The sequence below is a fragment of the Leisingera sp. ABM4_060 genome (assembly GCF_056158765.1).
Genome location: NZ_JBSWTX010000003.1, coordinates 85,431 through 110,167, shown reverse-complemented (window position 1 = coordinate 110,167; position 24,737 = coordinate 85,431). Strand labels below are relative to the sequence as shown.

Annotated in this window: 18 protein-coding genes; 11 read left to right on the top strand and 7 right to left on the bottom strand. The window is 62.6% G+C overall.

Features of this window, described 5'->3' with window-relative positions; translation table 11 throughout:
• From ACXAEH_RS22525 to ACXAEH_RS22480, 10 genes are all read left to right on the top strand, one after another.
• The coding region (locus ACXAEH_RS22525; RefSeq protein WP_475036300.1) for a TRAP transporter large permease subunit at nucleotides 1–596 on the top strand (596 nt) is incomplete at its 5' end.
• Nucleotides 597–700: 104 nt separating this feature from the next.
• Nucleotides 701–1,465 carry an ectoine utilization protein EutA gene (gene eutA / locus ACXAEH_RS22520; RefSeq protein ID WP_475036298.1) on the top strand — a complete coding sequence of 255 codons (765 nt, stop codon included), beginning with the start codon at nucleotides 701–703 and terminating at the stop codon, nucleotides 1,463–1,465.
• 18 nt (nucleotides 1,466–1,483) lie between these two features.
• Entirely contained in the window at nucleotides 1,484–2,491 is a 1,008-nt protein-coding gene (eutB, locus tag ACXAEH_RS22515) for a hydroxyectoine utilization dehydratase EutB (RefSeq protein WP_475036297.1), read from the top strand.
• Nucleotides 2,484–3,476 carry an ectoine utilization protein EutC gene (gene eutC, locus ACXAEH_RS22510; protein WP_475036296.1) on the top strand — a complete coding sequence of 331 codons (993 nt, stop codon included), beginning with the start codon at nucleotides 2,484–2,486 and terminating at the stop codon, nucleotides 3,474–3,476. Before eutB ends, eutC begins: the two co-directional genes overlap by 8 nt.
• A 19-nt stretch (nucleotides 3,477–3,495) precedes the next feature.
• Entirely contained in the window at nucleotides 3,496–4,683 is a 1,188-nt protein-coding gene (gene doeA / locus ACXAEH_RS22505; protein ID WP_475036295.1) for an ectoine hydrolase DoeA, read from the top strand.
• A gap of 3 nt (nucleotides 4,684–4,686) precedes the next feature.
• The gene (gene doeB / locus ACXAEH_RS22500) at nucleotides 4,687–5,679 is read left to right on the top strand and encodes a N(2)-acetyl-L-2,4-diaminobutanoate deacetylase DoeB (RefSeq protein WP_475036293.1); all 993 of its coding nucleotides are present in this window, start codon (nucleotides 4,687–4,689) and stop codon (nucleotides 5,677–5,679) included.
• A gap of 12 nt (nucleotides 5,680–5,691) precedes the next feature.
• Entirely contained in the window at nucleotides 5,692–6,171 is a 480-nt protein-coding gene (locus ACXAEH_RS22495) for an Lrp/AsnC family transcriptional regulator (protein ID WP_475036292.1), read from the top strand.
• 113 nt (nucleotides 6,172–6,284) lie between these two features.
• The gene (locus ACXAEH_RS22490) at nucleotides 6,285–7,760 is read left to right on the top strand and encodes an NAD-dependent succinate-semialdehyde dehydrogenase (protein WP_475036291.1); all 1,476 of its coding nucleotides are present in this window, start codon (nucleotides 6,285–6,287) and stop codon (nucleotides 7,758–7,760) included.
• Nucleotides 7,761–7,839: 79 nt separating this feature from the next.
• The gene (locus ACXAEH_RS22485; RefSeq protein WP_475036290.1) at nucleotides 7,840–9,213 is read left to right on the top strand and encodes an aminotransferase; all 1,374 of its coding nucleotides are present in this window, start codon (nucleotides 7,840–7,842) and stop codon (nucleotides 9,211–9,213) included.
• Between the two features lie 334 nt (nucleotides 9,214–9,547).
• Nucleotides 9,548–10,474, top strand: coding sequence for a LysR family transcriptional regulator (locus ACXAEH_RS22480; protein WP_475036288.1), 927 nt, complete (start codon nucleotides 9,548–9,550; stop codon nucleotides 10,472–10,474).
• Nucleotides 10,475–10,514: 40 nt separating this feature from the next.
• Here ACXAEH_RS22480 and ACXAEH_RS22475 read toward each other — a convergent pair whose 3' ends face one another.
• The 5 genes from ACXAEH_RS22475 to ACXAEH_RS22455 all read right to left on the bottom strand — a co-directional run bounded on the left by ACXAEH_RS22475 (nucleotide 10,515) and on the right by ACXAEH_RS22455 (nucleotide 19,341).
• On the bottom strand, nucleotides 10,515–12,929 hold the full coding sequence (locus ACXAEH_RS22475) for a GcvT family protein (protein ID WP_475036286.1): 2,415 nt from the start codon (nucleotides 12,927–12,929) through the stop codon (nucleotides 10,515–10,517).
• Nucleotides 12,930–12,933: 4 nt separating this feature from the next.
• The gene (locus ACXAEH_RS22470) at nucleotides 12,934–15,351 is read right to left on the bottom strand and encodes a GcvT family protein (RefSeq protein ID WP_475036284.1); all 2,418 of its coding nucleotides are present in this window, start codon (nucleotides 15,349–15,351) and stop codon (nucleotides 12,934–12,936) included.
• A 4-nt stretch (nucleotides 15,352–15,355) separates the two neighbouring features.
• Nucleotides 15,356–16,861: a trimethylamine methyltransferase family protein gene (locus ACXAEH_RS22465; protein WP_475036282.1), complete on the bottom strand. Its 1,506-nt coding sequence runs from the start codon at nucleotides 16,859–16,861 to the stop codon at nucleotides 15,356–15,358.
• A gap of 379 nt (nucleotides 16,862–17,240) precedes the next feature.
• A complete protein-coding gene (locus ACXAEH_RS22460; RefSeq protein WP_475036280.1) occupies nucleotides 17,241–17,939 on the bottom strand; it encodes a GntR family transcriptional regulator in 699 nt (232 codons plus the stop codon).
• Between the two features lie 205 nt (nucleotides 17,940–18,144).
• Nucleotides 18,145–19,341, bottom strand: coding sequence for a PAS domain-containing sensor histidine kinase (locus ACXAEH_RS22455; RefSeq protein WP_475036278.1), 1,197 nt, complete (start codon nucleotides 19,339–19,341; stop codon nucleotides 18,145–18,147).
• A 370-nt stretch (nucleotides 19,342–19,711) separates the two neighbouring features.
• Here ACXAEH_RS22455 and ACXAEH_RS22450 point away from each other — a divergent pair, with 370 nt between their 5' ends.
• Nucleotides 19,712–20,092, top strand: a complete 381-nt coding sequence (locus ACXAEH_RS22450) for a response regulator (RefSeq protein ID WP_475036276.1) — start codon at nucleotides 19,712–19,714, stop codon at nucleotides 20,090–20,092.
• A gap of 43 nt (nucleotides 20,093–20,135) precedes the next feature.
• Here ACXAEH_RS22450 and ACXAEH_RS22445 read toward each other — a convergent pair whose 3' ends face one another.
• Both ACXAEH_RS22445 and ACXAEH_RS22440 read right to left on the bottom strand, forming a co-directional pair.
• Nucleotides 20,136–21,350, bottom strand: a complete 1,215-nt coding sequence (locus tag ACXAEH_RS22445) for a sensor histidine kinase (RefSeq protein ID WP_475036274.1) — start codon at nucleotides 21,348–21,350, stop codon at nucleotides 20,136–20,138.
• 93 nt (nucleotides 21,351–21,443) lie between these two features.
• Entirely contained in the window at nucleotides 21,444–24,695 is a 3,252-nt protein-coding gene (locus ACXAEH_RS22440; protein WP_475036272.1) for a chemotaxis protein CheB, read from the bottom strand.
• Nucleotides 24,696–24,737 lie beyond the last annotated feature (42 nt).

The following is a 24,737-nucleotide window of genomic DNA, read 5'->3' as shown; positions in this document are numbered from 1 at the left end:
TCTATGGCGGCGTCTTCAGCCCGACCGAGGCGGCAGCGGCCTGTGTGCTATATGCGCTGATCCTCGAGGTTCTGGTGTTCCGCTCGATGGCGCTGGCCGATGTCTATGAGACCGCCAAGTCCACCGGCCTGGTCACCGCCATCGTGTTCATCCTGGTGGGGGCTGGGGCGGCATTTTCCTGGGTGATTTCCTTCGCACAGGTGCCGCAGCAGATCCTGGGGGCCATCGGCATTGCCCAGATGGGCGCCATCGGGGTGCTGTTCGTGATTTCCATCGCGTTTTTCATCGGCTGCATGTTTGTCGACCCGATCGTGGTGATCCTGGTGCTGGTGCCGGTGTTTGCGCCGGTGGTGAAATCGGTGGGGCTGGACCCGGTGCTGGTCGGCACCATCATCACCCTGCAGGTTGCCATCGGATCGGCCACGCCGCCGTTCGGTTGCGATATTTTCACCGCGATTGCCGTGTTCAAGCGCCCCTATGCCGAGGTGGTGCGCGGCACGCCCCCCTTCATCTTGATGCTGCTGGGGGTGTCGGTGGCGCTGATCTTCTTCCCGCAGATTGCGCTGTTCCTGCGCGACCTGGCGTTTGCGAAGTAGGGAGGCGGCGATGTTCACATCCATCCCGGCGGTCTTTGACTGTGTGCCCGGCGGGGCGGCCCGCCGTTCGCATCCGTTGATTTTCGTTGTTTAGGAAAGAAAATATGGCTCTTGATATTCATTCTGCACCGTCGCGTGTCCCGGCCCGGCTGGACGGCCGCCCGGTGAGCAAGCGGATTGCGCTGGTGGCGCTGGCGACCGACCACACGTCAGAGCGCGACTTTGCCCGGATCTGCGATCCGGACCGGGTGGGCGTCTATGTGAACCGCATCGAATTCGAGAACCCGACCACCAGAGAAACCTTGCTGCAGACCGGCCCGCGCCTGACCGAGGCTGCCGCGCAGATCCTGCCGGAGGAAGAGGTGGATGTGGTGGCTTACGGCTGCACTGCGGCCTCCATTGTGCTGGGAAATGATGCAGTTGCCCGCTGCCTGAACGCCGCCAAGCCGGGCACGCCTTGCGTCACGCCAAGCTCTGCCGCCTTTGATGCGTTTGAGGCGCTGGGGGCCAAGCGGGTTTCGGTCCTGACCCCCTACAGCCCTGCGGTGACGGATGAGCTGGCGCAGTATTTTTCCGCCCACGGCCCGGAGGTGGTCAATGCGGCCTGCTTTGGCCTGACGGACGACCGCCAGATGGCGCGGATTTGCGAAGACAGTATCATCGAAGCCGGGATTGCCGCCTGCGACGCAGGGGCGGATGCGCTGTTTCTGTCCTGCACCGCCCTGCGCGCCGCCGCTTGCGCCCAGCGGATCGAGGACCGGCTGGGCAAACCCGTTGTCACCTCGAACCAGGCGATGGTCTGGCGCTGTCTGCGCTTGGCCGGGCTCATGGATCCGGTGCAGGGTTACGGCAGGCTTTTTGAACTCTAACCAGGCAAGGCATGTGACATGACAGCAAAACTCACCCTGCAGGACAGTTTCAAGGCCCGCGCCCGCATCGCCGGGCGTATCCGCCGGACGCCATTGGCCGGCTCGCCGCCGATGAGCAGGCTCACTGGCGGGCAGGTCTCGCTGAAGCTGGAAAGCAGTCAGATCACCGGCAGTTTCAAGCTGCGCGGCGCCACCAATGCGGTGTTGTCGCTGACGGAGGAACAGCGCGCGGCGGGGGTGGTTGGCGTTTCCACCGGCAACCACGGGCGCGGGCTGGCCTATGCGGCGGCGCAGGCCGGGGTGCGCTGCATCATCTGCATGTCCGAACTGGTGCCGCAGAACAAGGTTGAAGGCATCAAGTCCCACGGCGCCGAGGTGCGGATAACGGGCCGCTCGCAGGATGATGCGCAGGTGGAGGTCGACCGGCTGGTGGCGGAAGGCATGACCATGCTGCCGCCCTTTGACCACCCCGACATCATTGCGGGCCAAGGCACGGTTGCGCTGGAGATGCTGGAGCAAGTGCCGGATCTGGAGACCGTTCTTGTGCCGCTTTCCGGCGGCGGGCTGATTTCCGGCGTGGGCATGGTGCTGAAGGCGGCAAACCCGGATATCCGCGTCATCGGCGTCAGCATGGAGCGCGGTGCGGCGATGTATGAATGCCTGCAGGCGGGCAGGCCCGTTCAAGTCGAGGAGCTGCCGACGCTGGCGGATTCCCTGGGCGGCGGCATCGGGCTGGACAATGCCTATACCTTTGCGATGACCAAAGCCTTTGTGGATGACGTGGTTCTGGTCACCGAGGCCGAGATCGCTGCCGCCATCCGGCACGCCTATTTTGAAGAACGCCAGGTGATCGAAGGCTCCGGCAGCGTCGGCATTGCAGCGCTGCTGGCGGGCAAGATCGAAAACCCGGGGCGCTGCGTGTCGCTGGTCAGCGGCCAGAACATCGCCATGGACCTGCACAAACGCATCATCGATGGTGAAGACGTGGATGTGGAAGCCGAGACAAAGGGAGGCGCAGATGCCTGACATCAGAATCCTGACCGAGGCCGAACTGCGCGATCTGGTGCCGTTGGACCTGGATGCAGTGGACTGTGTCGAGCAGGGCTTTACAACGCTGGCCGGGGGCAAGGTGGTGATGCCGCCGATCATGACGCTGCCGGTGCAGGACCATAACGGCGAGGTTTGCGTGAAAACCGCCTATGTGCCCGGGCTGGACAGTTTTGCCATGAAGATGAGCCCGGGGTTCTTCGACAACCCCAAGCTTGGCCTGCCCAGCACCACCGGGCTGATGGTGGTGTTTTCCAGCAGGACCGGCCTTCTTCAGTCGCTGCTTCTGGACAATGGCTATCTCACTGATGTGCGCACCGCAGCGGCGGGGGCGGTGGCTGCGCGCCACCTGGCGCGGGGGGATGCGGCACATGTTTGCATCATCGGCGCAGGTGTTCAGTCACAGATGCAGCTGAAGGCGATGACCTTGGTGCGCGGCGTCAAAAGCGCGGTGATCTGGGCAAGGGATGCCGCCAAGGCGGAGGCTGCCGCGGCAGGCCTGCGCGAGGAACTGGAGATTGAGATCCATGTCAGCACCAGCATCGAACAAGCGGTTTCTTCGGCGGATATTGTTGTCACGACAACCCCGGCGGCTGAGCCGGTGATAAAGGCAGACTGGCTGCAGCCCGGGCAGCTGGTCATCGCCATGGGATCGGATCAGGAACATAAATGCGAATTGGACCCGGCCTGCCTGGCCAGGGCGGATTTGTATATTCCTGACAGTCAGCCCCAATGCGCCGTCAAGGGCGAGCTTCGCAGCGCCATCGCCGCCGGGCTGATCACCGGGGACCAGAGCTTTACGGAACTGGGAGCCATCACGTCAGGCCAGGTCCCCGGCCGCCAGTCGGACAGCGAACTGATCATTGCCGACCTGACCGGCACCGGTGTTCAGGACACCGCAATCGCAACTCTTGCTGGCCACCGCGCAGATGCGGCGGGGGCCGGTGCCTCTTTCACCAGCTGATCAACCAGGAATCACGCATATGGCAGACCCCAAGCTGTATTTCACCCGCGCGGAATATCAGGACCGCCTGGACAAGACCCGGGCCGAGATGTCCCGCCGGGGGCTCGATCTTCTGATCGTCACCGACCCCTCCAACATGAACTGGCTGACCGGCTACGACGGCTGGTCCTTCTATGTGCACCAATGTGTGGTGCTGGGCCTTTCGGGCGAGCCGCTTTGGTACGGCCGCAGCCAGGATGCCAACGGCGCCCTGCGGACCTGCTACATGGATCCGGCCAATATCATCGGCTATCCGGACCACTATGTGCAGTCGGTTGAGCGGCACCCGATGGATTACCTCTCGGCGCAGCTGAAGGACCGCGGTCTGGACGGCGGCAGCATCGGCGTTGAAATGGACAACTACTATTTCACCGCGGCGGCCTATGCCTCCTTGCAGAAACACCTGCCCAATGCCCGCTTTGGCGATGCCAACGCGCTGGTCAACTGGCAGCGCGCGGTGAAATCCGAGGCGGAACTCAGCTATATGCGCCAGGCGGGCAAGATCGTGGAGCGGATGCACCAGCGGATCTTTGACAAGGTGGAACCCGGCCAGCGCAAATGCGATCTGGTGGCGGAGATCTATGACGCGGGCTTGCGCTATGACGCGGATCTGGGCGTTGGCGGCGACTACCCGGCCATCGTGCCGCTGCTGCCCTCGGGCGCTGACGCTGCCGCGCCGCATCTGACATGGGACGACGCGCCGATGAAATCCGGAGAAGGCACGTTCTTTGAGATCGCAGGCGTCGTGCACCGCTACCACTGCCCGCTGTCGCGCACGGTGTTCCTGGGCAAGCCGACGCAGACCTTCCTGGACGCGGAAAAGGCGGTGCTGGAGGGCATGGAGGCAGGGCTTGAGGTGGCCAAGGCCGGCAATACCTGCGAGGATATTGCCAAGGCGTTTTTCAAGGTGCTGAAGACATACGGCATCGAGAAGGACAACCGCACCGGCTATCCGATCGGTGTGAGCTATCCGCCGGACTGGGGCGAGCGCACCATGTCGCTGCGCCCCGGCGACACCACGGTTCTGGAAGAGAACATGACCTTCCACTTCATGACCGGCCTCTGGATGGAGGACTGGGGGTTTGAAATCACCGAAAGCATCCGCATTGGCGCAGACGGGCCGGAGTGCCTGTCGGATGTGCCGCGCAAGATGCTTGTAAAGGACTGACCGATGAAGGCAAATCCCATCTCCCCCACCATCCCGCTGGATCAGGACGGGGTGCATCACGGCTTTCTAAAGCTGCCCTACAGCCGCGATGATTCTGCCTGGGGGTCGGTGATGATCCCGCTGACGGTGATCAAGAACGGCGCGGGCAAGACCGCCCTGCTGACCGGTGCCAACCACGGGGACGAATACGAGGGCCCGATTGCCCTGCAGGAGCTGGCCGCGACCACGCAGGCGGAGGACATCTCGGGCAGGCTGATCATCGTGCCGGCCTTCAACTATCCTGCCTTTCGCGCCGCCAGCCGCACCTCGCCCATCGACAAGGGCAATATGAACCGCTCGTTCCCGGGCCGCCCCGACGGCACCGTGACCGAGAAGATCGCCGATTACTTCCAGCGCACGCTTCTGCCGTTGGCGGATCTGGCGGTGGATTTCCACTCTGGCGGCAAGACATTGGATTTCGTGCCTTTTGCCGCTGCCCATATCCTGGAGGACAAGGCGACAGAGGAGGCCTGTTTCGCGGCCATGAAGGCGTTCAATGCGCCTTATTCGGTGCAGCTCTTGGAGATCGACAGCGGCGGCATGTATGACACCGCGGTGGAGGAGATGGGCAAGGTACTGGTCACCACCGAGCTGGGCGGCGGCGGGTCATCCACCGCGCGCAGCAATGCGATTGCCAAGAAGGGGCTGCGCAATGTGCTGATCCATGCGGGCATCCTGAAAGGCGAGATGCAGGTTGATGAAACCGTCAATCTGACCATGCCGGACGATGAGTGCTTTTTGTTCAGCGAGGGCGACGGCCTGTTCGAGATCATGGCCGACCTGGGCGCGCCAGTGGCCAAGGGCGATCTTCTTGCGCGGGTCTGGCCGCTGGACCGCACCGGCCAGCCGCCTGCGGAATACCGCGCCCGCCGGGACGGGCTGCTGATCAGCCGCCACTTCCCCGGGCTGATCAAATCCGGCGACTGCGTTGCGGTTGTCGGCGCCACCGCCGGCTGATAGGCGGAAGACATGCAACTGGACCAGCGCGACCTCGACATCCTGCGCGTGCTCTCCACCGAGGGGCGCATCACCAAGGCCGCGCTGGCCGAGCGGATCGGCCTGTCGCCGACCCCCTGCTGGGACCGGCTGCGCAAGCTGGAGCAGGCGGGGCTGATCGAGGGTTACGGCGCCCGCATCAACCTGAAGAAAATCGCGCCGCATGTGACGGTCTTTGTCGCAGCGGAGATCGCCGATCACACTGCCGCAAGCTTCCAGGCCTTTGAAGCCGCCATGCAGCGTTATGACGAGGTCACCGCCTGCTGGGCTCTGGGCGGCGGGTTTGATTACCTTTTGCAGATCGTCATCCGCGACATCGACGCCTATCAGCGGCTGATCGACGAGATGCTGGACGCCCGCATCGGCCTCAGCCGCTATTTCACCTATGTGGTCACCAAACCGGTCAAAGGCGCGGGCGCGCCGCCGCTGGATATTCTGCTGGAGCAGGGGTGATCCCGCTCAAATATCCCTGAGCGGCAGCTGTTTCTTCTGCTCCGCCCTTGAACTTCAGTCACATCCTCTGCCCGCGTCAGGCACATTCCTCTGCAAGACTTGAGGAGGACATGATGACCAAGACCGCTCTCTCGGCCCGTGAAGACATCGCCGACAAGGCATTGGTGCGCTCTTTTTCCTACATAAACGGAAAGTGGAGGGCTGCCGCAAACAGCGAATGCTTTCCTGTGGCCGATCCGGCGGATGGCGCGGTGCTGGGGCATGTCGCAAGCCTCTCGGCAGAGGAATCCTCTGCTGCCGTGGATGCGGCGCAGGCAGCCTTTCCAGCCTGGGCGGCACTGCTGCCGCAAGCGCGCGCCGCCATCCTGCGCCGTTGGTTCGAGCTGCAGCTGGAGCACAAGGAAGATCTTGCCCGCATCATGGTGCTGGAGCAGGGCAAACCCCTGTCGGAGGCGCGCGGCGAGATCGATTACGGCGCGGCCTTTGCGGAGTTTTACGCCGAGGAAGCCAAACGCCCGAATATTGAGGGCGTCACCAGCCATCTGCCGGATGCAGAGGTCGAGCTGTGGCGCGAGCCGGTGGGTGTGGCGGCGCTGATCACGCCGTGGAACTTCCCCTCGGCGATGCTGACGCGTAAGGCCGCCGCAGCGCTGGCGGCGGGCTGCACCGTGGTGGCGCATCCGTCGGCTGAGACCCCGTTCAGTGCGCTGGCGCTGGCGGAGCTGGCGGAACGCGCGGGTTTTCCGGCCGGGGTGTTCAACGTGGTGACTGGCCATGCGCCCACGGTGGTTGAACCCTGGACCCGCGATACCCGGGTGAGGGCGCTTTCCTTCACCGGCTCCACCCGCATCGGCAAGCTCCTCTACCAGCAATCGGCGGATACGGTGAAACACCTGGTGATGGAGCTGGGCGGCCACGCGCCGGTGATCGTCTTCAAGGGCTGCGATCTGGACAAGGCGGTGGCGGAAACCATCAAGGCGAAATTTGCCACCTCCGGCCAGGACTGCCTGGGCGCCAACCGGATCTTTGTCGAACGCCCCGTCTATGCGGAATTCTGCGCCCGGTTCACTGAAGCTGCCAAGGCGCTGACCATTGGCCCCGGGCTGGAGGACTGCGATCTTGGCCCGCTGATGAACGAACAGGCGGTGCAAAAGCAGGAAGAACATGTGGCCGATGCATTGGCCAAAGGCGCCACGCTGGCCTGCGGCGGCAAGCGGCATCTGCTGGGGCCGCTGTTCTATGAACCAACCGTGCTGACTGATGTGCCCGCGGATGCGCTGATCCTGTCCGAGGAAACCTTTGGTCCGGTCGCCCCCATCACCCCATTTGATACCGAGGAAGAGGTGACCGCCCGCGCCAATGACAGCGAATACGGGCTGGTGGCCTATGTCCACAGCCACAACCCGCGCCGCATCTACCGCCTGAGCCGCGCGCTGCAGTACGGCATGGTGGCGGTGAACCGCACCAAGGTGACTGGCGCGCCGATCCCCTTTGGCGGCACCAAACAGTCCGGCCTCGGCCGCGAAGGCGCGCGTCTGGGTATGGAGGCCTTCACCGAGGTGAAATACGTCTGCCGCGATTGGGCGTGACGGACAAAAATCTTCGAAGATTTTTGCCAAGAGTTTTCGAAAACTCTTGGCCGCAGAACGCAAACGGAAGGAACAATTAATGCTGAAGAACGACCAGCTCGGCCAATGGGACCGCGAAAACTTCTTTCACCCCTCCACCCATCTGGCCCAGCACGCCCGCGGCGAGAGCCCGGCCCGGGTGATCCGGACCGCCTCCGGCGTGTTCATCGAGGACCGCGACGGCAATAAGCTGCTGGATGCCTTTGCCGGGCTTTACTGCGTGAACGTGGGCTATGGCCGCCAAGAGATCGCCGAAGCCATTGCGGATCAGGCGCGGGAGCTGGCTTACTACCACTCTTACGTGGGCCATGGCACCGAGGCCTCGATCACGCTGGCCAAGATGATCCTGGACCGGGCGCCCAAGAACATGTCCAAGGTCTATTTCGGCCTTGGCGGCTCTGACGCGAATGAAACCAACGTCAAGCTGATCTGGTACTACAACAACATCCTGGGCCGCCCGGAGAAGAAGAAGATCATTTCCCGCTGGCGCGGCTATCACGGCTCGGGGCTGGTCACGGGCTCGCTGACCGGCCTGGAGCTGTTCCACAAGAAGTTCGATCTGCCGGTGGAGCAGGTGATCCACACCGAGGCGCCGTACTACTACCGCCGTGATAACCTGGACCAAACCGAAGAGCAATTCGTGACCCATTGCGCGGCCGAGCTGGAGGCGCTGATCGAGCGCGAGGGCGCGGACACCATCGCGGCCTTTGTCGGCGAACCGGTCTTGGGCACCGGCGGCATCGTGCCGCCGCCTGCGGGCTATTGGGAGGCCATTCAGGCGGTGCTGAAGAAACACGACATTCTGCTGGTCGCCGATGAAGTCGTCACCGGCTTTGGGCGTCTTGGCTCCATGTTTGGCTCTGATCACTACGGGATTGAGGCCGATATCATCACCATCGCCAAGGGACTCACCTCGGCCTATGCGCCGCTTTCGGGGTCCATCGTCTCGGACAAGGTCTGGAAGGTACTGGAGCAAGGCACCGATGAGAACGGCCCGATCGGCCACGGCTGGACCTATTCGGCGCATCCGATCGGTGCGGCCGCGGGGGTGGCGAACCTCAAGCTGATTGATGAGCTGGACCTTGTCAGCAATGCAGGCGGGACCGGCGCTTATCTGAACGCAACAATGGCCGAGGCGCTGGCAGGCCATGCCCATGTGGGCGATGTGCGCGGCGAGGGGATGCTCTGCGCGGTGGAGTTCGTGAAGGACAAGGACAGCCGCACGTTCTTTGATGCCGCGGACAAGATCGGGCCGCAGATCTCCGCCAAGCTTTTGGAGCAGGACAAGGTCATTGCCCGCGCTATGCCGCAGGGCGATATCCTGGGCTTTGCACCGCCGTTCTGCCTGACCCGCGCCGAGGCCGATCAGGTGGTCGACGCCACCCTGCGCGCGGTCAAGGCGGTGCTGGGCTGACCCCGCCAGCTGGTTCCCCTCCGCGGCGGGGAACCAAAACACGCCAAGAATGGTACCGGTTGGGGGTGCTCACTTTGCGGCGCCGGCTTCGGCGATTGCCCGAGCCTGGGCCAAGTTCAGCGTCTTCCTCCGCCGAAGGGCGGCCGGTTTCCGCCTGCGGGCGCAGGTCAGGCGGTGAAAGCACGCGGCGGGTTTTGCCCTGCTCGATTGAGTGGTTCGGGCCGGCGACCATACCTGCGGGCTCAGGACGGCCTTGCGGTGGTTTCACAAGCGCCTTGACTGAGCGCTGATCCCGAAGTTTTCTCCCGCTTGTGAAAACAATTCAGGCAAAACCGTGAAACCTCTGCTCGACCTCCGCCATCTGCAGCTGATCCAGGCAATCATTCAGACCGGCCGCATCACCGATGCCGCCAAGATGCTTGGCGTGACACCCTCCGCCCTCTCCCACCGCTTGCGGGAGGCGGAACGCCGTCTGGATGTGCCGCTGTTCACCCGGATGCACAAGAAGCTGCGCAGAACCCCGGCCGCTGACTACATGGCGGTGGTGGCGGAGCGCATCCTGTCCGACCTCAGCCGCGCCGAAGAGGACGTGCGCCGCATGAATGCCAATGTGCAGCACGTGGTGCGGCTGTCGGTCGAGGCCTACAGCAACTACCGCTGGCTGCCGGCCTTCATCAAGTTCCTCAAGTCCCGGGCCGAGGGGATTGATCTGCAGATCATGGCCGGGGCCCGCAGCGACCCGCTGACCGGGGTCCTGAACCGCCATATCGACATTGCGGTCATGTCCGGCAACGTTGCCCAGGCCGGGCTGCGCAGCCTGCCGCTGTTTGAAGATCCGCTGCTTTATATCATGTCCCCGTCCCACCGGCTGGCCGGGCGGGAGTTTGTCGAAGGCGCCGATATCGTCGGCGAGCCGTTCATCACCTATACCAAGGTGCCCGAACCGGACCGCGAATTCGCCCGCCTGTTCCGCCCCACCGACAGCTATCCGAAATGGGCCGCTACCGTCGAATTGCCAGAGGCTATTGTCGAGCTTGTTGCCTCTGACCTCGGCACCAGCGTGTTGTCGAACTGGGCCCTGCAAACCGCCCTGAAGGAAGGCCGCATTGTTGGCGCGCGGGTGACGCAGGACGGGATTTCCGTGCCCTGGTGCGCCGCGATCCGGACTGAGGACATGGAGGACGGCGACCCGATCTGCCAGGTCGCCGAATTGCTGTCGGAATGGTGCAGCCTGCCGGGTGCGGGGTTCCACATCACATGACGGCAGCCGGGCAGCGGACCGCTGCCCGCCCGCTGTGTGATCAGCCGCGCGCCCGCGCCATGGCGGGATCATAGAACGGCCGGAGGCTAGCGGCGGCTTTGACTGCGCGGCCATTCACCATCACTTCGTAGGCGCCATCAGTCAGATCCTTCAGGGTCAGACCCGCGGGGTTGGAAACATACCCCAGGCCCACGGCGCCGCCGACGGTCCAGCCATAAGAGGCCGAGGTCAGCCGACCAACGATCTTGCCATCGAGCAGAATGGGTTCCTTGCCAAAGACCAGGGCTTCGGGGTCTTCCAGCCGGAAGCACAGCAGGCGGCTGCCGGTGCCTGCTGCGCGCCTGGCTTCAATTGCCGCATTGCCGGTGAACTCTGTGGCAAAGTCGCAGGCAAAGAGCAGGCCGCTTTCCACCGGGCTGTCGAAGGGGCCGATGTCATGGCCCCAATGGCGGAAGCCCTTCTCGATGCGGCAGCTGTCCACCGCCATACCGCCGCAGAGCCGCGGCGCGCCTTCGGCGGCCATGAGGGTTTCGAACACCGCTTGCGCAAACTCGGCCGGGACATGCAGCTCCCAGCCCAGCTCGCCCACATAGGTGATCCGCTGCGCCCGTACCGGGCAATGGCCGATGTGCAGATGCTGGAAGCTGGCAAAGGGGAAGGCTTCGTTCGACAGGTCCGCCCCGGACAGCCCTTGCAGGAAGTCTCGCGAGCGCGGGCCCATTACCGCCAGCGTTGCCTCGGAGGAGGTCACGTTGACCACGCTGACGCCAGTGCCTTCCAGCTGGGTTTTCAGCCAGCTTTCGGTCTGCGGCTCAGCCCCTGCGGACGCCATCACCAGATAGCGGCTGGTGGACAGGCGCGCGACGGTCACATCCGCCTCGATCCCGCCTTGGGTGTTGAACATATGGGTATAGACCAGCGCGCCCGGATCTACCGCCATATTGGCACCGCAGATCCGCTGCATCTGCGCCTCGGCCCCCTGCCCGTCCACGATGAAGCGGCCGAAGGTCAGGTCGATCATCCCCAGATCGTTACGCAAGGCCTCATGCTCGGCCTTCCAGTCGTCGAACCACGGCTCGCGCCCGAAGCCGTCGGTCATCTCGCAGCCATAGTACAAGGGCCGCTCCCAGCCGTTGGCGCTGCCGAACTGGGCGCCGGCAGTTTTCAGGTGGCCGAAGTACGGCGTGCGCCGCAGCCCGCGGGCCTCGGTCTTGCGCAGATAGGGCCAGTGCATCGCATAGGCGTGGCTCAGCGTCTCTGCCGCCTTGGCTGCGGTGTAGCTGCGCGCATTCAGCGCCGGCACGATGCGCCGTGCATCCACGTCCGTGAGATCCATGGTCATGTGGCCTGCCATGATCCACTCCGCCAGCGCCTTGCCTGCGCCGGGGCCGTTCTGGATGCCGGTCGAGTTGAAGCCTGCGGCGACCCACAGGCCTTTTACATCGGTGATCGGCCCCAGATAGTGCTTGGCGTCCGGGGTAAAACACTCCGGCCCGTTGAAGAATTTGCGGATACCGCTTTCGGCGAGCGCCGGAACCCGCGCCATTGCTGCTTCGAGCACCGGGTAGAGGTGCTCTTCGTCGCAGGGCAGCTCGTCGAACTCGAAAGCCTCCGGCAGACCGCCATTGGGCAGCCAGGGTGTGGCGTTCGGCTCCGAGCAGCCGATCAGCAGCTTGCCGGCGTCCTCCTTGTAGTAGGCGTATTCATCCATTACCCGCAGCACCGGCAGGTCGCCGGTGACGCCCTCGATGGGATCGGTCACCACATAGTAGTGGTTGGTGTAATGCAGCGGCAGCTGCACGCCGTGGCTCAGCCCGAACTCCCGTGCCCACATGCCGGTGGCATTGACCACATGCTCAGCCCGCACCAGGCCTTGCGCGGTCTCCGCACCAATGGCACGGCCGCCCTCAGTTACAACCCGCTCAACCTTGGTGTCCTCAAAGATCTGCGCGCCGTACATCCGCGCGCCCTTGGCCAGCGCCATGGTGGTGTCGATCGGGTTGGTATAGCCATCGCCGGGGAACCAGAAGGCGCCCTTGGCGTCATGGGCAGACAAGAGCGGCCATCGCTCAAGCGCATCTCCCGTGCTGATCTCCTCCGCCCGGATGCCGCAGCCGCGGGCGTAGTCCACCTTGCGCCGCAGCTCCTCCACCCGCGCATCCGTCAGCGCCAGCGTCATTGAACCATTGCGTTTGAAGCCGGTGTTCTGGCCGGTTTCATCCTCCAGGCTCGCCATCAGATCGAGGCCATACTTTGCCAGCGCTGTCATCACCGGCACGCCCTGGGTCTCGCTGACCAGCCCGGCCGCGTGCCAAGTGGTGCCGGAGGTCAGTTTCTTGCGCTCGAACAGCGCCACCGACCAGCCGGCCTTGGCCAGGTGGTAGGCCGTTGCACAGCCAACGATGCCGCCGCCGACGATTGCGACCTGCACGTCCGTGGGAAGAGGTTTGGCCATCTCCTTAGCCCCGCAGCCGGTCGTTTTCGGGATCGTAGAATGGCACCGTGGCAACCGTTGCCTTCACCGGAACGCCCAGCACTTCGATCTCATAGACATCACCAGGGCTGGATGGTTCGCTCAGGTACCCAAGTGCAATCCGCTTGCCGATCCGGAACCCGGTGCCGCCGGAGCTGACATAGCCCACCACCTTGCCATCGCGGCAAATCGGGTCGGAGGACAGCGCATCCGCGCCGTGGCCCTCCAGCACAAAGGCGGTGAAGTGATAGTCCTTCACCTGCTCTGCTTGGTGCAGAAACGCATCGCGGCCGACAAAGCTGTCTTTCTTCTTGCTGACAAACCGGTCCAGCCCCGCATCAAAGGCCGTGTATTCGATGCCAAAATCCGCCCCCCAGCCGTGGTAGCCCTTCTCAATCCGCATCGCGTTCAGGGCGTAGGAGCCGAACTCCACCATGCCCTTGTCCGCGCCCTGCTCCATTATGGCGTTGTAGACGGTGACCAGATCGGCCGAGCGCATATGCAGCTCCCAGCCCAGCTCGCCCACATAAGAGACCCGCAGCGCAATGACCGGCGCACCGGCAATTGTGATCTCGCGCACTGACATCCAGGGGGCGGCTTCTTTCGACAGGTCGTCTGCGGTCAGCGGCTGCAGCACATCGCGGGACTTCGGCCCCATCACCATCAGCGCCGCATCAAACTCTGAGCCGCGTCGCAGGGTGACGCCCTCCTCCGGCAGGAACTGCGACATCCAGTCGTGGTCGCGCTGATCGGCCAGGGTCGGGCCGCACAAGAGGTATTTGTTCTCGTCCAGCCGGGCGATGGTGGCCTCGGACCAGACCTTGCCCTTGGGCGTCAGCATGTAGCTGAGCTTGACCCGGCCCACCGACGGCATCGCGCCGCAGAACACATGGTTCAGGAATTCCGTCGCCTTGGGGCCTTCGACCTCGTATCGGGTGAAGCCGCCGTGATCCATCACGCCGGCATTGTCGCGCACGCCTTCGCATTCGGCTTTTACAGCCTCATGCCAGGCTTCGTGATGGAAGCTCAGCCCGCCATCGTCCTTGATGGCGTCTGTCTCAAACCAGAACGCCCGCTCCCAGCCGGCAACCTGGCCAAACACCGCGCCCTTCGCTTTCAGCGTCTCATATAGCGGAGTGGTCTGCACCGGACGGCCCGATTTCCACAGGCGGTGCGGATAGGGGATCGCATACTGGTTTTCATAGAGCTCGCTGGAGCGTTTGACGGTGTAGTCAAACGTTGCCCATTCCTCGCCGAACCGGCGCGGGTCCCACATCGACATGTCCCATTCCGGTTCACCTTCGGTGATCCATTCCGTGAGTGTCTTCGCCGCCGCTGCCGAATGAGTGATGCCCACCGGGAAACAGCAGGCGTGATAGAAGTTCGGCAAGCCGAAGGCCGGGCCGCACAAGGGCGCGCCGTCGGGGCTGTAGGGGATCGGGCCGTTCACGAAGCGGCTGACACCGGCCTCGCCCAAGAGCGGCACATGCTCAAGCGCTGCCTCCAGGATTTCGGCAATGTCATCGACGCTGTCGGGGTAAAGCTGGTTGGCAAAGCAGTCCGGCATCCCGTCGAGCCAGGCCGGGCGGCCTTCGTGCCCGTAGGAGCCCAAGAGCAGCCCGTTCCGCTCGCGGCGCAGGTAGTACATGATGTCGGGATCGCGCACGAGCGGGAAGTTCTCGGGGTTGGCTTCCAGCTCCGCCAGGCTGTCGGTGACCAGATACTGATGCTCCAGCGTGACGACGGGCAGTTTTTGCCCAACCATCCCACCGACCTGGCGGCCATAGTAGCCGCCGGCGTTGATCACGATGTCGCAGCGCACATCGCCCTTGTCTGTCCTCACTTCCCATTCGCCGGATGCGCGGCGTCTGATGCCGGTGACCTTGGTGAACCGCTGGATCGCCGCGCCCTGATCCCGTGCGCCCTTGGCCAGGGCCTGGGTGAGCTGCGAGGGGTCCACGTCGCCCTCATAAGGATCATAGATGCCGCCGATGATGCTGGTCCCTGAGCTGAAATAGGGGTGCATACCGTCCATCTCGGAGGGCGTCAGCATGCGCATCTCGTAACCCAGCCCCTTGGAGATCCCAACCAGATGGCGGAACAGGTCCATCCGCTCCTGTGTGTGGGCAGGCCAGAAGGCGCCGGTGTGGCGGTAGGTGATCGGGTAATCCACCTCCTCCGCCAGATCCTTGTAGAGGCGCCAGGCGTAATTGCCCGCCCGCATGCCGCCCCAGCTGTTGGCATAGGTCGGGATATTGCCCGCCGCATGCCAGGTCGAGCCCGAGGTGAGCTCGTTCTTTTCGATCAGCAGCGTATCGGTCACGCCTGCCTTGGCCAGGTGGTAAAGGGTCGAGACGCCAACGGCGCCGCCCCCGATGATCACAACTTTGGCTTGGGTTTTCATGGCTTTAAACTTTCAAGGTCTCTGGCAGATGAATAGGCAGGCGGGCGCGGATTGCGGCCTCGGCTTCGGCAGGCAGATGGTCCGGCGCGGGCATCGCCTCGATCTCGGCGACCCGGGCCAGGGCCCGGTCCCAGACCGTCAGCGCGCCGCTTTCCAGCCAGTCGTTCACGCTTTGGCGGTCGCCGAGCTGGGGATAGACATACTCCGATGTCATCAGATCCAGCGTCTGCGCGGTGCCCAGGTAATGGCCCTCGCCGGTCACCACCTGCTCGATCATGTCCAGATCGATGGCGCCGTCGAACATCTCCACCCCGCGCACCGAGCGCAGGATGGCGCCGCACATGTCGTTGTCGATCACCAGCGCCTCCTTGCTGGCGGCCATGATCGAGCCGAGCATGCCAACCGAGAGGTTGATCATGTCGGCCCCGCCCTGCGCGGCGAGCGCGATGGTATAGCCTTTCTCATACCCCGACTGCGCATCCGCGGTCTTGGCATCGGTCATGCCGGCCGAAACGGTGGATGGCAGCCCCAGGTTCAAGAGCAGCTGCGCGGCGGCGGCATTGGCCACCGCTGCCTCGCCCGAGCCGCCGGTCATCGCGCCGGTGCGCAGGTCTGAAATGAACGGCATGAAGGCCAGGATGCAGGGAAACCCCGGCTGCATCATGTTGACCAGCACCAGCCCCGCCAGCGATTCCGCCAGCCCCTGCGCCAGGGCGCCGGCCAGCGAGGCCGGACTGGTGGCGCCGGCCTGAGCTGCCGAGCAGATCTGCAAGGGCATCCCCAGCCGCACACATTCCCGCATCACGCCGCAGGCCTCCTCCGCCAAGGTCAAGGGCGGCACCACATGGCAGATCGAGGCAAAGCAGAACGGCTGCGCCGCAAAGGGGATATCGCCCAGGGCTGCGTCCAGCATTTCCACCACCGGCGCCACATTGGCGGGTTCAAAGAAGCTGGTGCCAATGGGTTTCGAGGTGGCCTTCATCGCCGCGAAGGCGGTGTTGATGTCCAGTGTCAGCGGGTCCTCCAGATCCCGCGCCACTACAGGGCGCAGGCTGTAGTGGATACTGTCGCAGGCGTCGACAATGCGCATCAGCCCGTAAAGATCCTGCAATGTTGAATCGCGGAAGCTTTGGGTTGCGGCATCCAGCACCTGCACCGCGGCGCCGCCGGTGCCGATATGCACCCTGCCGCCGCCGACCTCGACCCCCCGGTCGCGCTTGAAACCCGGCAGCTCCACCCGTTTGCAGGCCTTGGCGATCATGTCCTCGACCAAGATGCGCGGGAAGGTGATCCGGCCGTCCACCCGCGCCACTGCCCCGTTACTCAGCGCCAGTTCGCGAATATCTTCAGGGGCTTGCGACACACCTATCCGTTCCAGGATCTCAAAAGCCGTGTCGGTGATATACGCGAGCTTGCTCTGGTCCAGCGGCATAAAGCGGCCGCCGGCGGGCGGCTGTGTCAGCTGTGGCGCAGCAGGGCCTGCTCCCCGTTTGGATCGTGTTCGCCGCATGTGCGCGTCCTTGCTGGTGGTTGTCCTGGCGACATCTTAGGAACAGGGAAAGGTTAGCTCAATTCCATTATTTGCAAACTTTGGTGAATGAAATTCACACAAAGATCTGCAAATATCTCGACGGAAACGTCCTGCGGCAGAAGAAAACACGGGGGGCATCAGCCATGTGCAGCGGAGACAGGTTTTCCGCTTTGCCAAGAGGCCTTTGCGGGTGCGGCAAGAGCATCAGCGCCAAGATGAAAAAAGAGGCCGCCTGCCGGCGGCCGTAGCCAAGGTTTTGACGGTGCGGCGCGGGATCACGCCGGTACAGCCTGGCTGCGGGCCGGCGGGGCCGCCCAAACCGGTTTGCACCCGGGCACAGGCGGCCGCAGCCCGAACGTCAAGAACCGGTTTCGCGGAACAGGTACTTCCTGATGCGGGCGTAGCCATAGCCGATGTGAATGCGCTGAATATAGCCGACGGCCAGGATGTCTTTCTCGACCAGCGCGTTCTCGATATCCGCAAGTTCAGCAACCAGGGCATCCGCCACTTCGGCACCGGCGCAGTCGACAACCCTGTGCCAGGTGCTGGCGGCCTGGTAATAGGCCTGGGTCCAGAAGGACCGCAGGACCGAATTGCCGATCAGATCGCTGATCAGCGTGTTCAGCTGATCGTTCACGATGACATACTGGCGGGAGTCCACCTGCCCGCTCAGCTGATGCGCTTGCTGCAGGAGCCCGCGGGCGCGTTCCAGATGGCTGTCTTCTATTGCTGCAGGCGCGGTTGCGCCGATCAGCGATGCCAAATGCAGACGCACATCGTAAACCTGAACGATCTTCTCCGGCGGCAGCTCCATCACCACGTTGCCGACGCCGTTGATTGTCTCCACCAGGCCCAGGTGGTTGATCCTGCTGATGGCGTCGCGCACGGGCGTGCGGCTGACGCCGAATTCTTCGGCCAGCTCGGCTTCCTTCAGCCTGTCGCCGGGCGTGTACTCCAGAAAGCAGATCCGCTTGAGGATCAGGCGCTGAATATCCTCAACGCCCGGCTTGCGGTCGCCCCAGCCGGGAGGTGTCAAAACTGTTTCACCCGATGCCAAGCAAAGGCTCCTTCCTGTGCTGCCGCGGTGTCCGGAGTCTTACCAAGGCCTCCGGCAGCGAAGAAGAGGTAAATTCGGGTGCTGCAGCAAAAGCGCTGGAGAGCCAGGGATACGGGCGGCACCGGAATTTGCCGCCGCGGATTGTTTGCGGCCCCGGCGTGCGGTCTAGGCGCAGCAGGGCAGCGGCCGGAAAAGCCAAGGGGGCTCAACGGGGAGTTTCGCCGCCCTTGTCAGGCAGCTGGATCATAATGCCCAGATTGAACGGCGCCGGCGGGTCGTCGCAGAACCGCAACTCTCCCCCCATGACAGAGGCCAGCTCCTGGCAGATCGACAAGCCCAGCCCGGAGCCGCCCTTGTGCAGAAGCTTGGTGTTTTCCAGCTGGACAAACCGCTGCAGGACGCGGGACCGCTCCTCGGGCGGGATACCGGGGCCAGTATCCAGAACGTTGATGCTTAAGGGCAGGCTGGAGGCGGGTTCGTATGATATACGGATACTGATGCAGCCCGCATCGACAAATTTTACTGCATTGTCGATCAGGTTGGTCACGATTTGCGTGACCTTGTCGCTGTCCACCCAGACCTGTTCCGGAATGTCTCCTTCCAGCACAATTTCCGTGTCCAGTACCTTGCCGTAGCGGCCCGCAGCTCCTTCTATTGTCTTGCGCCAAAGTGCGGCGAGGCCCGCAATCTCCATGGGTTTCAGATTGACGCTGACCGCATCTGCATCCAGCCGCGCTACTTCCAGGACATTGACCAGCTGTGAGAGCAGCTGCTCTGCAGCCCTGTGGCCGACATCTGCCCGTTCGCGGGTTTTCTCAGAGGCCGTTTCATCTGTTTTGATCAGATACAGCAGCCCCAGAATAACGTTCAAAGGTGTCCTGGTTTCGTGGCTCATGGTGGCCAGGAACGCCGTCCGCGCGGCAACGGCGCTGTTGGCGCGCTTCACCTCCTCTGCCAGTTCGGCATTTTTCCGGGCCAGCGCCTCTTCGCTTGCCTTGAGTTCGGTCAAATCGTTATGCGCGCCCAGCATCCGGATCGGCTTGCCGGTGTCGTCGCGGATTGCAAGCCCGCGGCATCGCACGGTTACCATATGGCCCTGGGCATGGCGGTAGCGGACGATCTGGTCGTAGGGATGGTCTGGATCCGCCAAATGTTTGTGAAAGTTGTCCAGAGCCAAAGCCAGATCGTCCGGATGGATCAGGTCCTGCCATTCATCGGGGCTGTGCGTCTTGGTTTCCGGATCAATCCCGAACAGGCGCCAGAACTCTGGGCTCATCCATTCGTGCTCCGGATTCTCCAGATCCCAGTACCACAGGCCATCAAGCGATCCGATTTGCAGGAAATCGAAGATCACCCTGTCATTTTCCACAAGGTCATAAAGCTCGCGCTTCAGGTAATGCAAAATATCCTCTCCTAGAATTTGTGCAGGGACTTGGTACAGGCAGCCAATCCTGCAACTGCATCCTGCTGATCCAGGGCAATCAGTTCCCTGCCGCTTCGTGCAGCTATTGATTGAGGGCCGAATGGCTGAACCTTAGTAACATGCCCTTCCGGCGGCAACAGAAACCCGCGGGGCCAGCCGCTTCAACACCGGACAGGCAGGTGCTATTGTGCCAGCCCGGTTGGCGGTGCTCCTGCGGGCCGGCTAAAAAATTTACCTTCCGTTAAATTTTCGCCACTTTCTCTATTCCTGTTGCCAGAGCTTAGAGCGGTCTTGCAATCTAAACGGGTATAGAATCGTGCAAGGGTGTAATATGACAAATGTCCTTCTTTTGGAAGACGATGACGGCCTCCGTTTCACCTTCGCCATGGCATTGAAAGATATGGGATATTCGGTCACTCCGGCCGCAACCTGCGACGACGCGATGAAAGTTATCGCCGAGGTTCAGCCCGAAGTGGTGATACTGGACTTGAAAATTGGAAAGGACACGTCGCTGAACGTGGCTGATTTTGCGGCGTTGAAACAGCCGGATGTTGCCGTGCTGTATATAACAGGCTCCGGCTTGTTTCCCCGTGGCGAGTTGTTCGGCTACAGCCCGAACACGCGCTGGGTCCTGCGCAAGCCGGTGAACCTGATGGATTTGATCAGCATGGTGGATCATGCGGTAAACCGGATCCGCGCGCCGCTGTCAGCGGAGGCCCGGGCGGGCTGAGCACCAGCACCTGACGCAGTATGGCGGGAGCCGCAGCAAGCGGTCAGCGCGCCTCAAAACGGATCGAGAAAGTTGCGCCCTCGCCGGGAACCGCTGAGGCGGTGAAAATCCAGTCATGACGCCGGCAGATCTCGGCGCAGGTGGCCAGACCGATACCGGTTCCTTTGACATCCAGGTGGGTCCGGTGGAACGGCAGAAAAATCGCATCGGCTTCCGCCTGGTCGAAACCCCGTCCGTTGTCTGAAATGTCCAGAATCCAGCTCAGATGATCCTGTCCGCGCAGCGAAAAAGTGATCGTTGGTTTCCGCTCGGCGCTTTTGTACTTCAGGGCGTTGGCCAGGATGTTCGTCAGCACCATGCGCAGCAGCGACGGGTCGGCGTGGATCTGGATATCCCCGCCGCTGATGGATACCTCTGCTTCGTCCTGGGTAATTTGATAGGCCAGGTCATGCATGACCTCGCGGATGGCAGAGACCAGGCGGACCTTTTCAAACTGCAGCTGCTGCGCGGTTGAGACCGAGTGGTCCAGCAGTTCCGTTGTTAGCGCATCCATCTGATTTGCGGCCCGGGACATGACGTCCAGAAATTCCAGGGCTTCCGGCGGCAGGTTGCCCCGGTACTTTTGGCTGAAGAACTGCAGCGAGCCGATCAAAGTGCTGATCGGTGTGCGCAGGTCATGCGAGGCGGCATGGGCGAAAGCCTCCATTGAAATCAGCGTCTCGTAAAGCCGGGTGTTCACTTCTTTTGCCTTCACCAGGTCCGCTTCAATTTCTGCCCGCCGGGCATTCATTCTCTGAAGCGATTCAGCCGTTGATTTCAGCTGGTCCTGGGTCAGCAGGATCAGCCTCTCACCGCGGGAGGCGGATTTCAGAAGCGACACCCGGAACGGCGCGGGCTGAGACGCCAGCGCGCCGCTTCCCATCAGCATCGGCAGTTTGATCAGGCCGGAGGCTGCGCCTGCGCGGACTGTCTGCAGAACGTCACCGTTTTCTGCAGAAGTCAGATCTGCAAAGTTCCGCCCGCGCAACGTGTCCAGATCAATTCCCGGCGGGCAATAGCGGCGTTCGGCGCGTTTGTTGCAAACCAGGATGTTGCATTCCCAGTCCATCACAAAGGATGCGTAGGGCGACAGCAGGAATGCATTTCCGATCACCGTTTCGTCCACGTCAGCCCCCTTTGGAAGCCGGGCAAGCGCTGCAGAGATATCGGCCGAAGCGGTTGAGTGCTGAACTTGCCACAATTGGTAAAGGCTTGTCATGAAGAATACCAGCCGCTGTTGCAGAGAACGGAGCAGCGCCTGCGGGCTTCTTCAGGACCTTGCTCCGTTCTGGTTTCATTGTGCGCACCTGCCTTAGACGGGTTCCATCACCTTTTGGACCTTTAGCCCCCCGAACACCCGGGAAACCCGGCCTCGTCCAGTCACATGCGAATTGCAAAACAGTTCGGCCCGCAGGACCGTGCCGTCATCGCGGCAAATCCGGATGTCCTGGCGCAAGCCGTTCTTGCCTTCCAGGGCGTCGTGAAAACAGGATTGAATCACCTCCCGGTCATCCGGGTGTACCAGATCGATCATGGTTTCGGCTGAAGGAAGATCCGTTCCAGAGGTGAGCCCGAGGATCGAGAACATCGTCTGGTTCCACGAGGGAACGTTGTTCTCGATGTCAAAGGAGAACATGCCGATCCCGAACTGCTCCTGGATGGTTTCGGCGCTGAGCAGCATCATCTCCCGCTCGTCGTATTTTGCCTTGTCCCAGCAGACGCCGGCAAGCTGAACAGTTTCGCCATGGGAATCGGTAATCGACAGGGTCTTGCCCATCAGGCGCTTGGCAATCCCGTCGTCGGCAAAGAACCGGGCCTCGAACTCGAAAGATCCGCCCCCGGCTTTCAGCTCGTCAAGCTGATCCAGCATGTCCTCTTTGTCCCCGGGATGGATCCGGCTCAGCATGCTGTCCAGGGTCAGGCTGTGCTTGTCGCGGTCGACGCCGAAAACCGAATAGGCCTCCTCTGAGAAATAGACCTCCTTGGTATCCAGGTTGTGGGTCCAATAGCCCACCTGCGTCAGTTTCCCGACCATCGAAAGAAGGTTGTCCAAAGGCTCGTTGTCGAGCCGCGTGACAGTGATCGACATGCCGATCAGCTTGCTGTGCACATCCAGGACCGGCGATAGGATCAGGGTGTAATGCCGGTTGCCGGACATCACCGGAATGCGGCGGGTTTCCTGCAGGCGCAGGATCGAGTTGGCGATCGGTGCGAGCGCGGGAAAACCGGCCGGAAGGGTGCACTGGCTGATGTGGATGCCGGTCGGCGGCAGTTCTTTCAGGCCAAAGAATTCCAGTGCCACCTTGGACATCCGCCGCAGGATCAGCGCCTGGTCGGCCAGTGCAAACGCATAAGGCGAGGAAGCCATTGCCGCTTCCAGTTCCGAAGCCAGCGCCTGGCGCTCCGCAGCGCTGATTTGCAACTCTTCATTGACCGTCAGCAGTTCCTCGTTGGTGGATTGCAGTTCCTCGTTCGAGGTCTCCAGCTCTTCGTTGGTGGCCTGGAATTCCTCGTTGGTGGATTGCAGCTCCTCATTCGCGGACTGCAGCTCTTCGTTGGCCGTCTGCAGTTCCTCAATGGTCTGCTGCAGCGCCTCCTGAGTGGCGCGGATCTCCTGCTCCATCCGCTCCATATAGGCGCGCTGGTCGCGGCTCGAGATTTCCTCGAGGCTGATCTCCTTCTTTTCTTCGAACCGGCAATCAAAGCCCAGGAGGCAGTGCATTTCACCGCCCTGGCGGCTGTAAAAGGGAAACGCCTGAAGCTGGACCCGGTTGCCGCCTGGCGCGTCGACCGAATGCCAGCGCCCTGTCCGGCGTTCACCGCTGCGCAGGGCCACGGCAATCAGGCTTGACGCTTCGGTTCGCAGCGGGTCGATCAGCATCTTCACGTTGAGCGACGTGGAGATGCCCGCGCGTATCTCGCTGTAGGGGTTGATGTCGCCGATCACCTCGATGATTTCCCCGTTCCGGGTGCAGATGACACCATTGGGGGCGACGGATTTGGCCAGCGACATTTCCGCCAGGGCCGCCCGTTCATCCGCGGATACCGGGTTGGCGAGTCGGGCCACCGAGGAGCGGCCAATGGCCACCGACGCCCGCGTTGCAGGCATCGCGACCTCGCCGGAGATCCCGCGCCGCTTGCCAAAGATCTTGTCAGATTCGTCCTTGGCTTCAAAGAACACCCGCATTTCACCGACCGTCTCCGAGGTGCCCAGGAACAAGAGGCCGCCTGCCGCCATCGAGTAGTGCAGCCGGGTCAGAACGCGTTCCTGCAGCGCCAGGTTGAAGTAGATCAGCACGTTGCGGATGGTGACCAGGTCGACATTGATGAACGGCGGGTCCTGGAACACGTTGTGGCGCGAGAACAATGTCACATTGCGCAATTCCTGGCGCACCGCGATCTCGCTCTCGCTGATCGTAAAATACTCCTTGAGGTAGTTCGGTGGAATGTCCTGCGCTGCAGCAATGGGATAGACTCCGCGGCGTGCCACTTCGATCGCGTTCTGGTCGATGTCGGTTGCGAAAACCTGCACGTTGTTCTTGGTCAGCGCATTGATGCCGCCCAGGCATTCGGCGATCATGATGGCGATGGAATAGGCTTCCTCTCCGGTTGCGCAGCCTGCGACCCAGACCCGCATCGGTCCCGGCACGCGGTCGCTGATCTGCCGCTGAAGCTGCTTGTGCAGCTTCCGGAACTGTTCCGGGTCGCGGAAGAACCGGGTGACCGAAATCAGCAGATCACGGTGCAATGCGTCCACTTCATCAACGTTTGAGCGGCAGTAGTCGACGTAATTGTCATACACTTCGATGTTGAGCGCGCTCATCCGCCGGGCGATGCGGCGGTTCAGCGTGTTTTCCTTGTAGTTGGTGAAATCCACCTGGGTCCGGGCCAGCAGGATATCAAACAGTTCGCTCAGCTTGTTGGGCTCGCCTTCCAGCGGGCGGGCAAGCTCAAGGTTGCGTGGCTTCGCAAGAATCTTCTCAAAGTGGTCGCCGATCTGATCCGGTGTCATCGTCAGATCGACGCAGCCGGTTTCGATGGCCGAGGTTGGCATGCCGTCGTATTTGGCCGAAGCCGGGTCCTGGGCAATTGTGATCCCCCCGGCCTCCCGGATGGCCTGCACGCCATAGCTGCCGTCGCTGCCGGTGCCCGACAGGACAATCCCGATGGCGCTTTCGCCGCAATACTCGGCAATGCTCTTGAACAGCCGGTCCGCGGACGGTTTGGGGCTGGCATGGTGCCCGGCCGGGTTGCGCAGCCGCAGCATGCCATTCTCATAGACCACATCGGCATTTGGCGGCGTCACATAAATCGTGCCAGCCTCCGGCTCGACCTCTCCGGTCAGTTCCCGCACCGGCAGGGAGGTCTCCCGCGAGATCAGCGACGTCAGCACGCTTTTGTGGGTCGGCGACATATGCTGGGCAACGATGTACACAGCATGCGACTTTGGCGGCAGGTGCTGCACAAGGAGGGAGAGAGCCTCCAGCCCGCCGGCGGAGGCGGCGATTCCGACAAAGCGGAGATCGGCTTCCGGTACTTCCTTGGTCTCGGTTTCGGTATTCAAAATATCCTCGCTTGCCCCTGCCGGTTCGCAGGCGCCAAATCA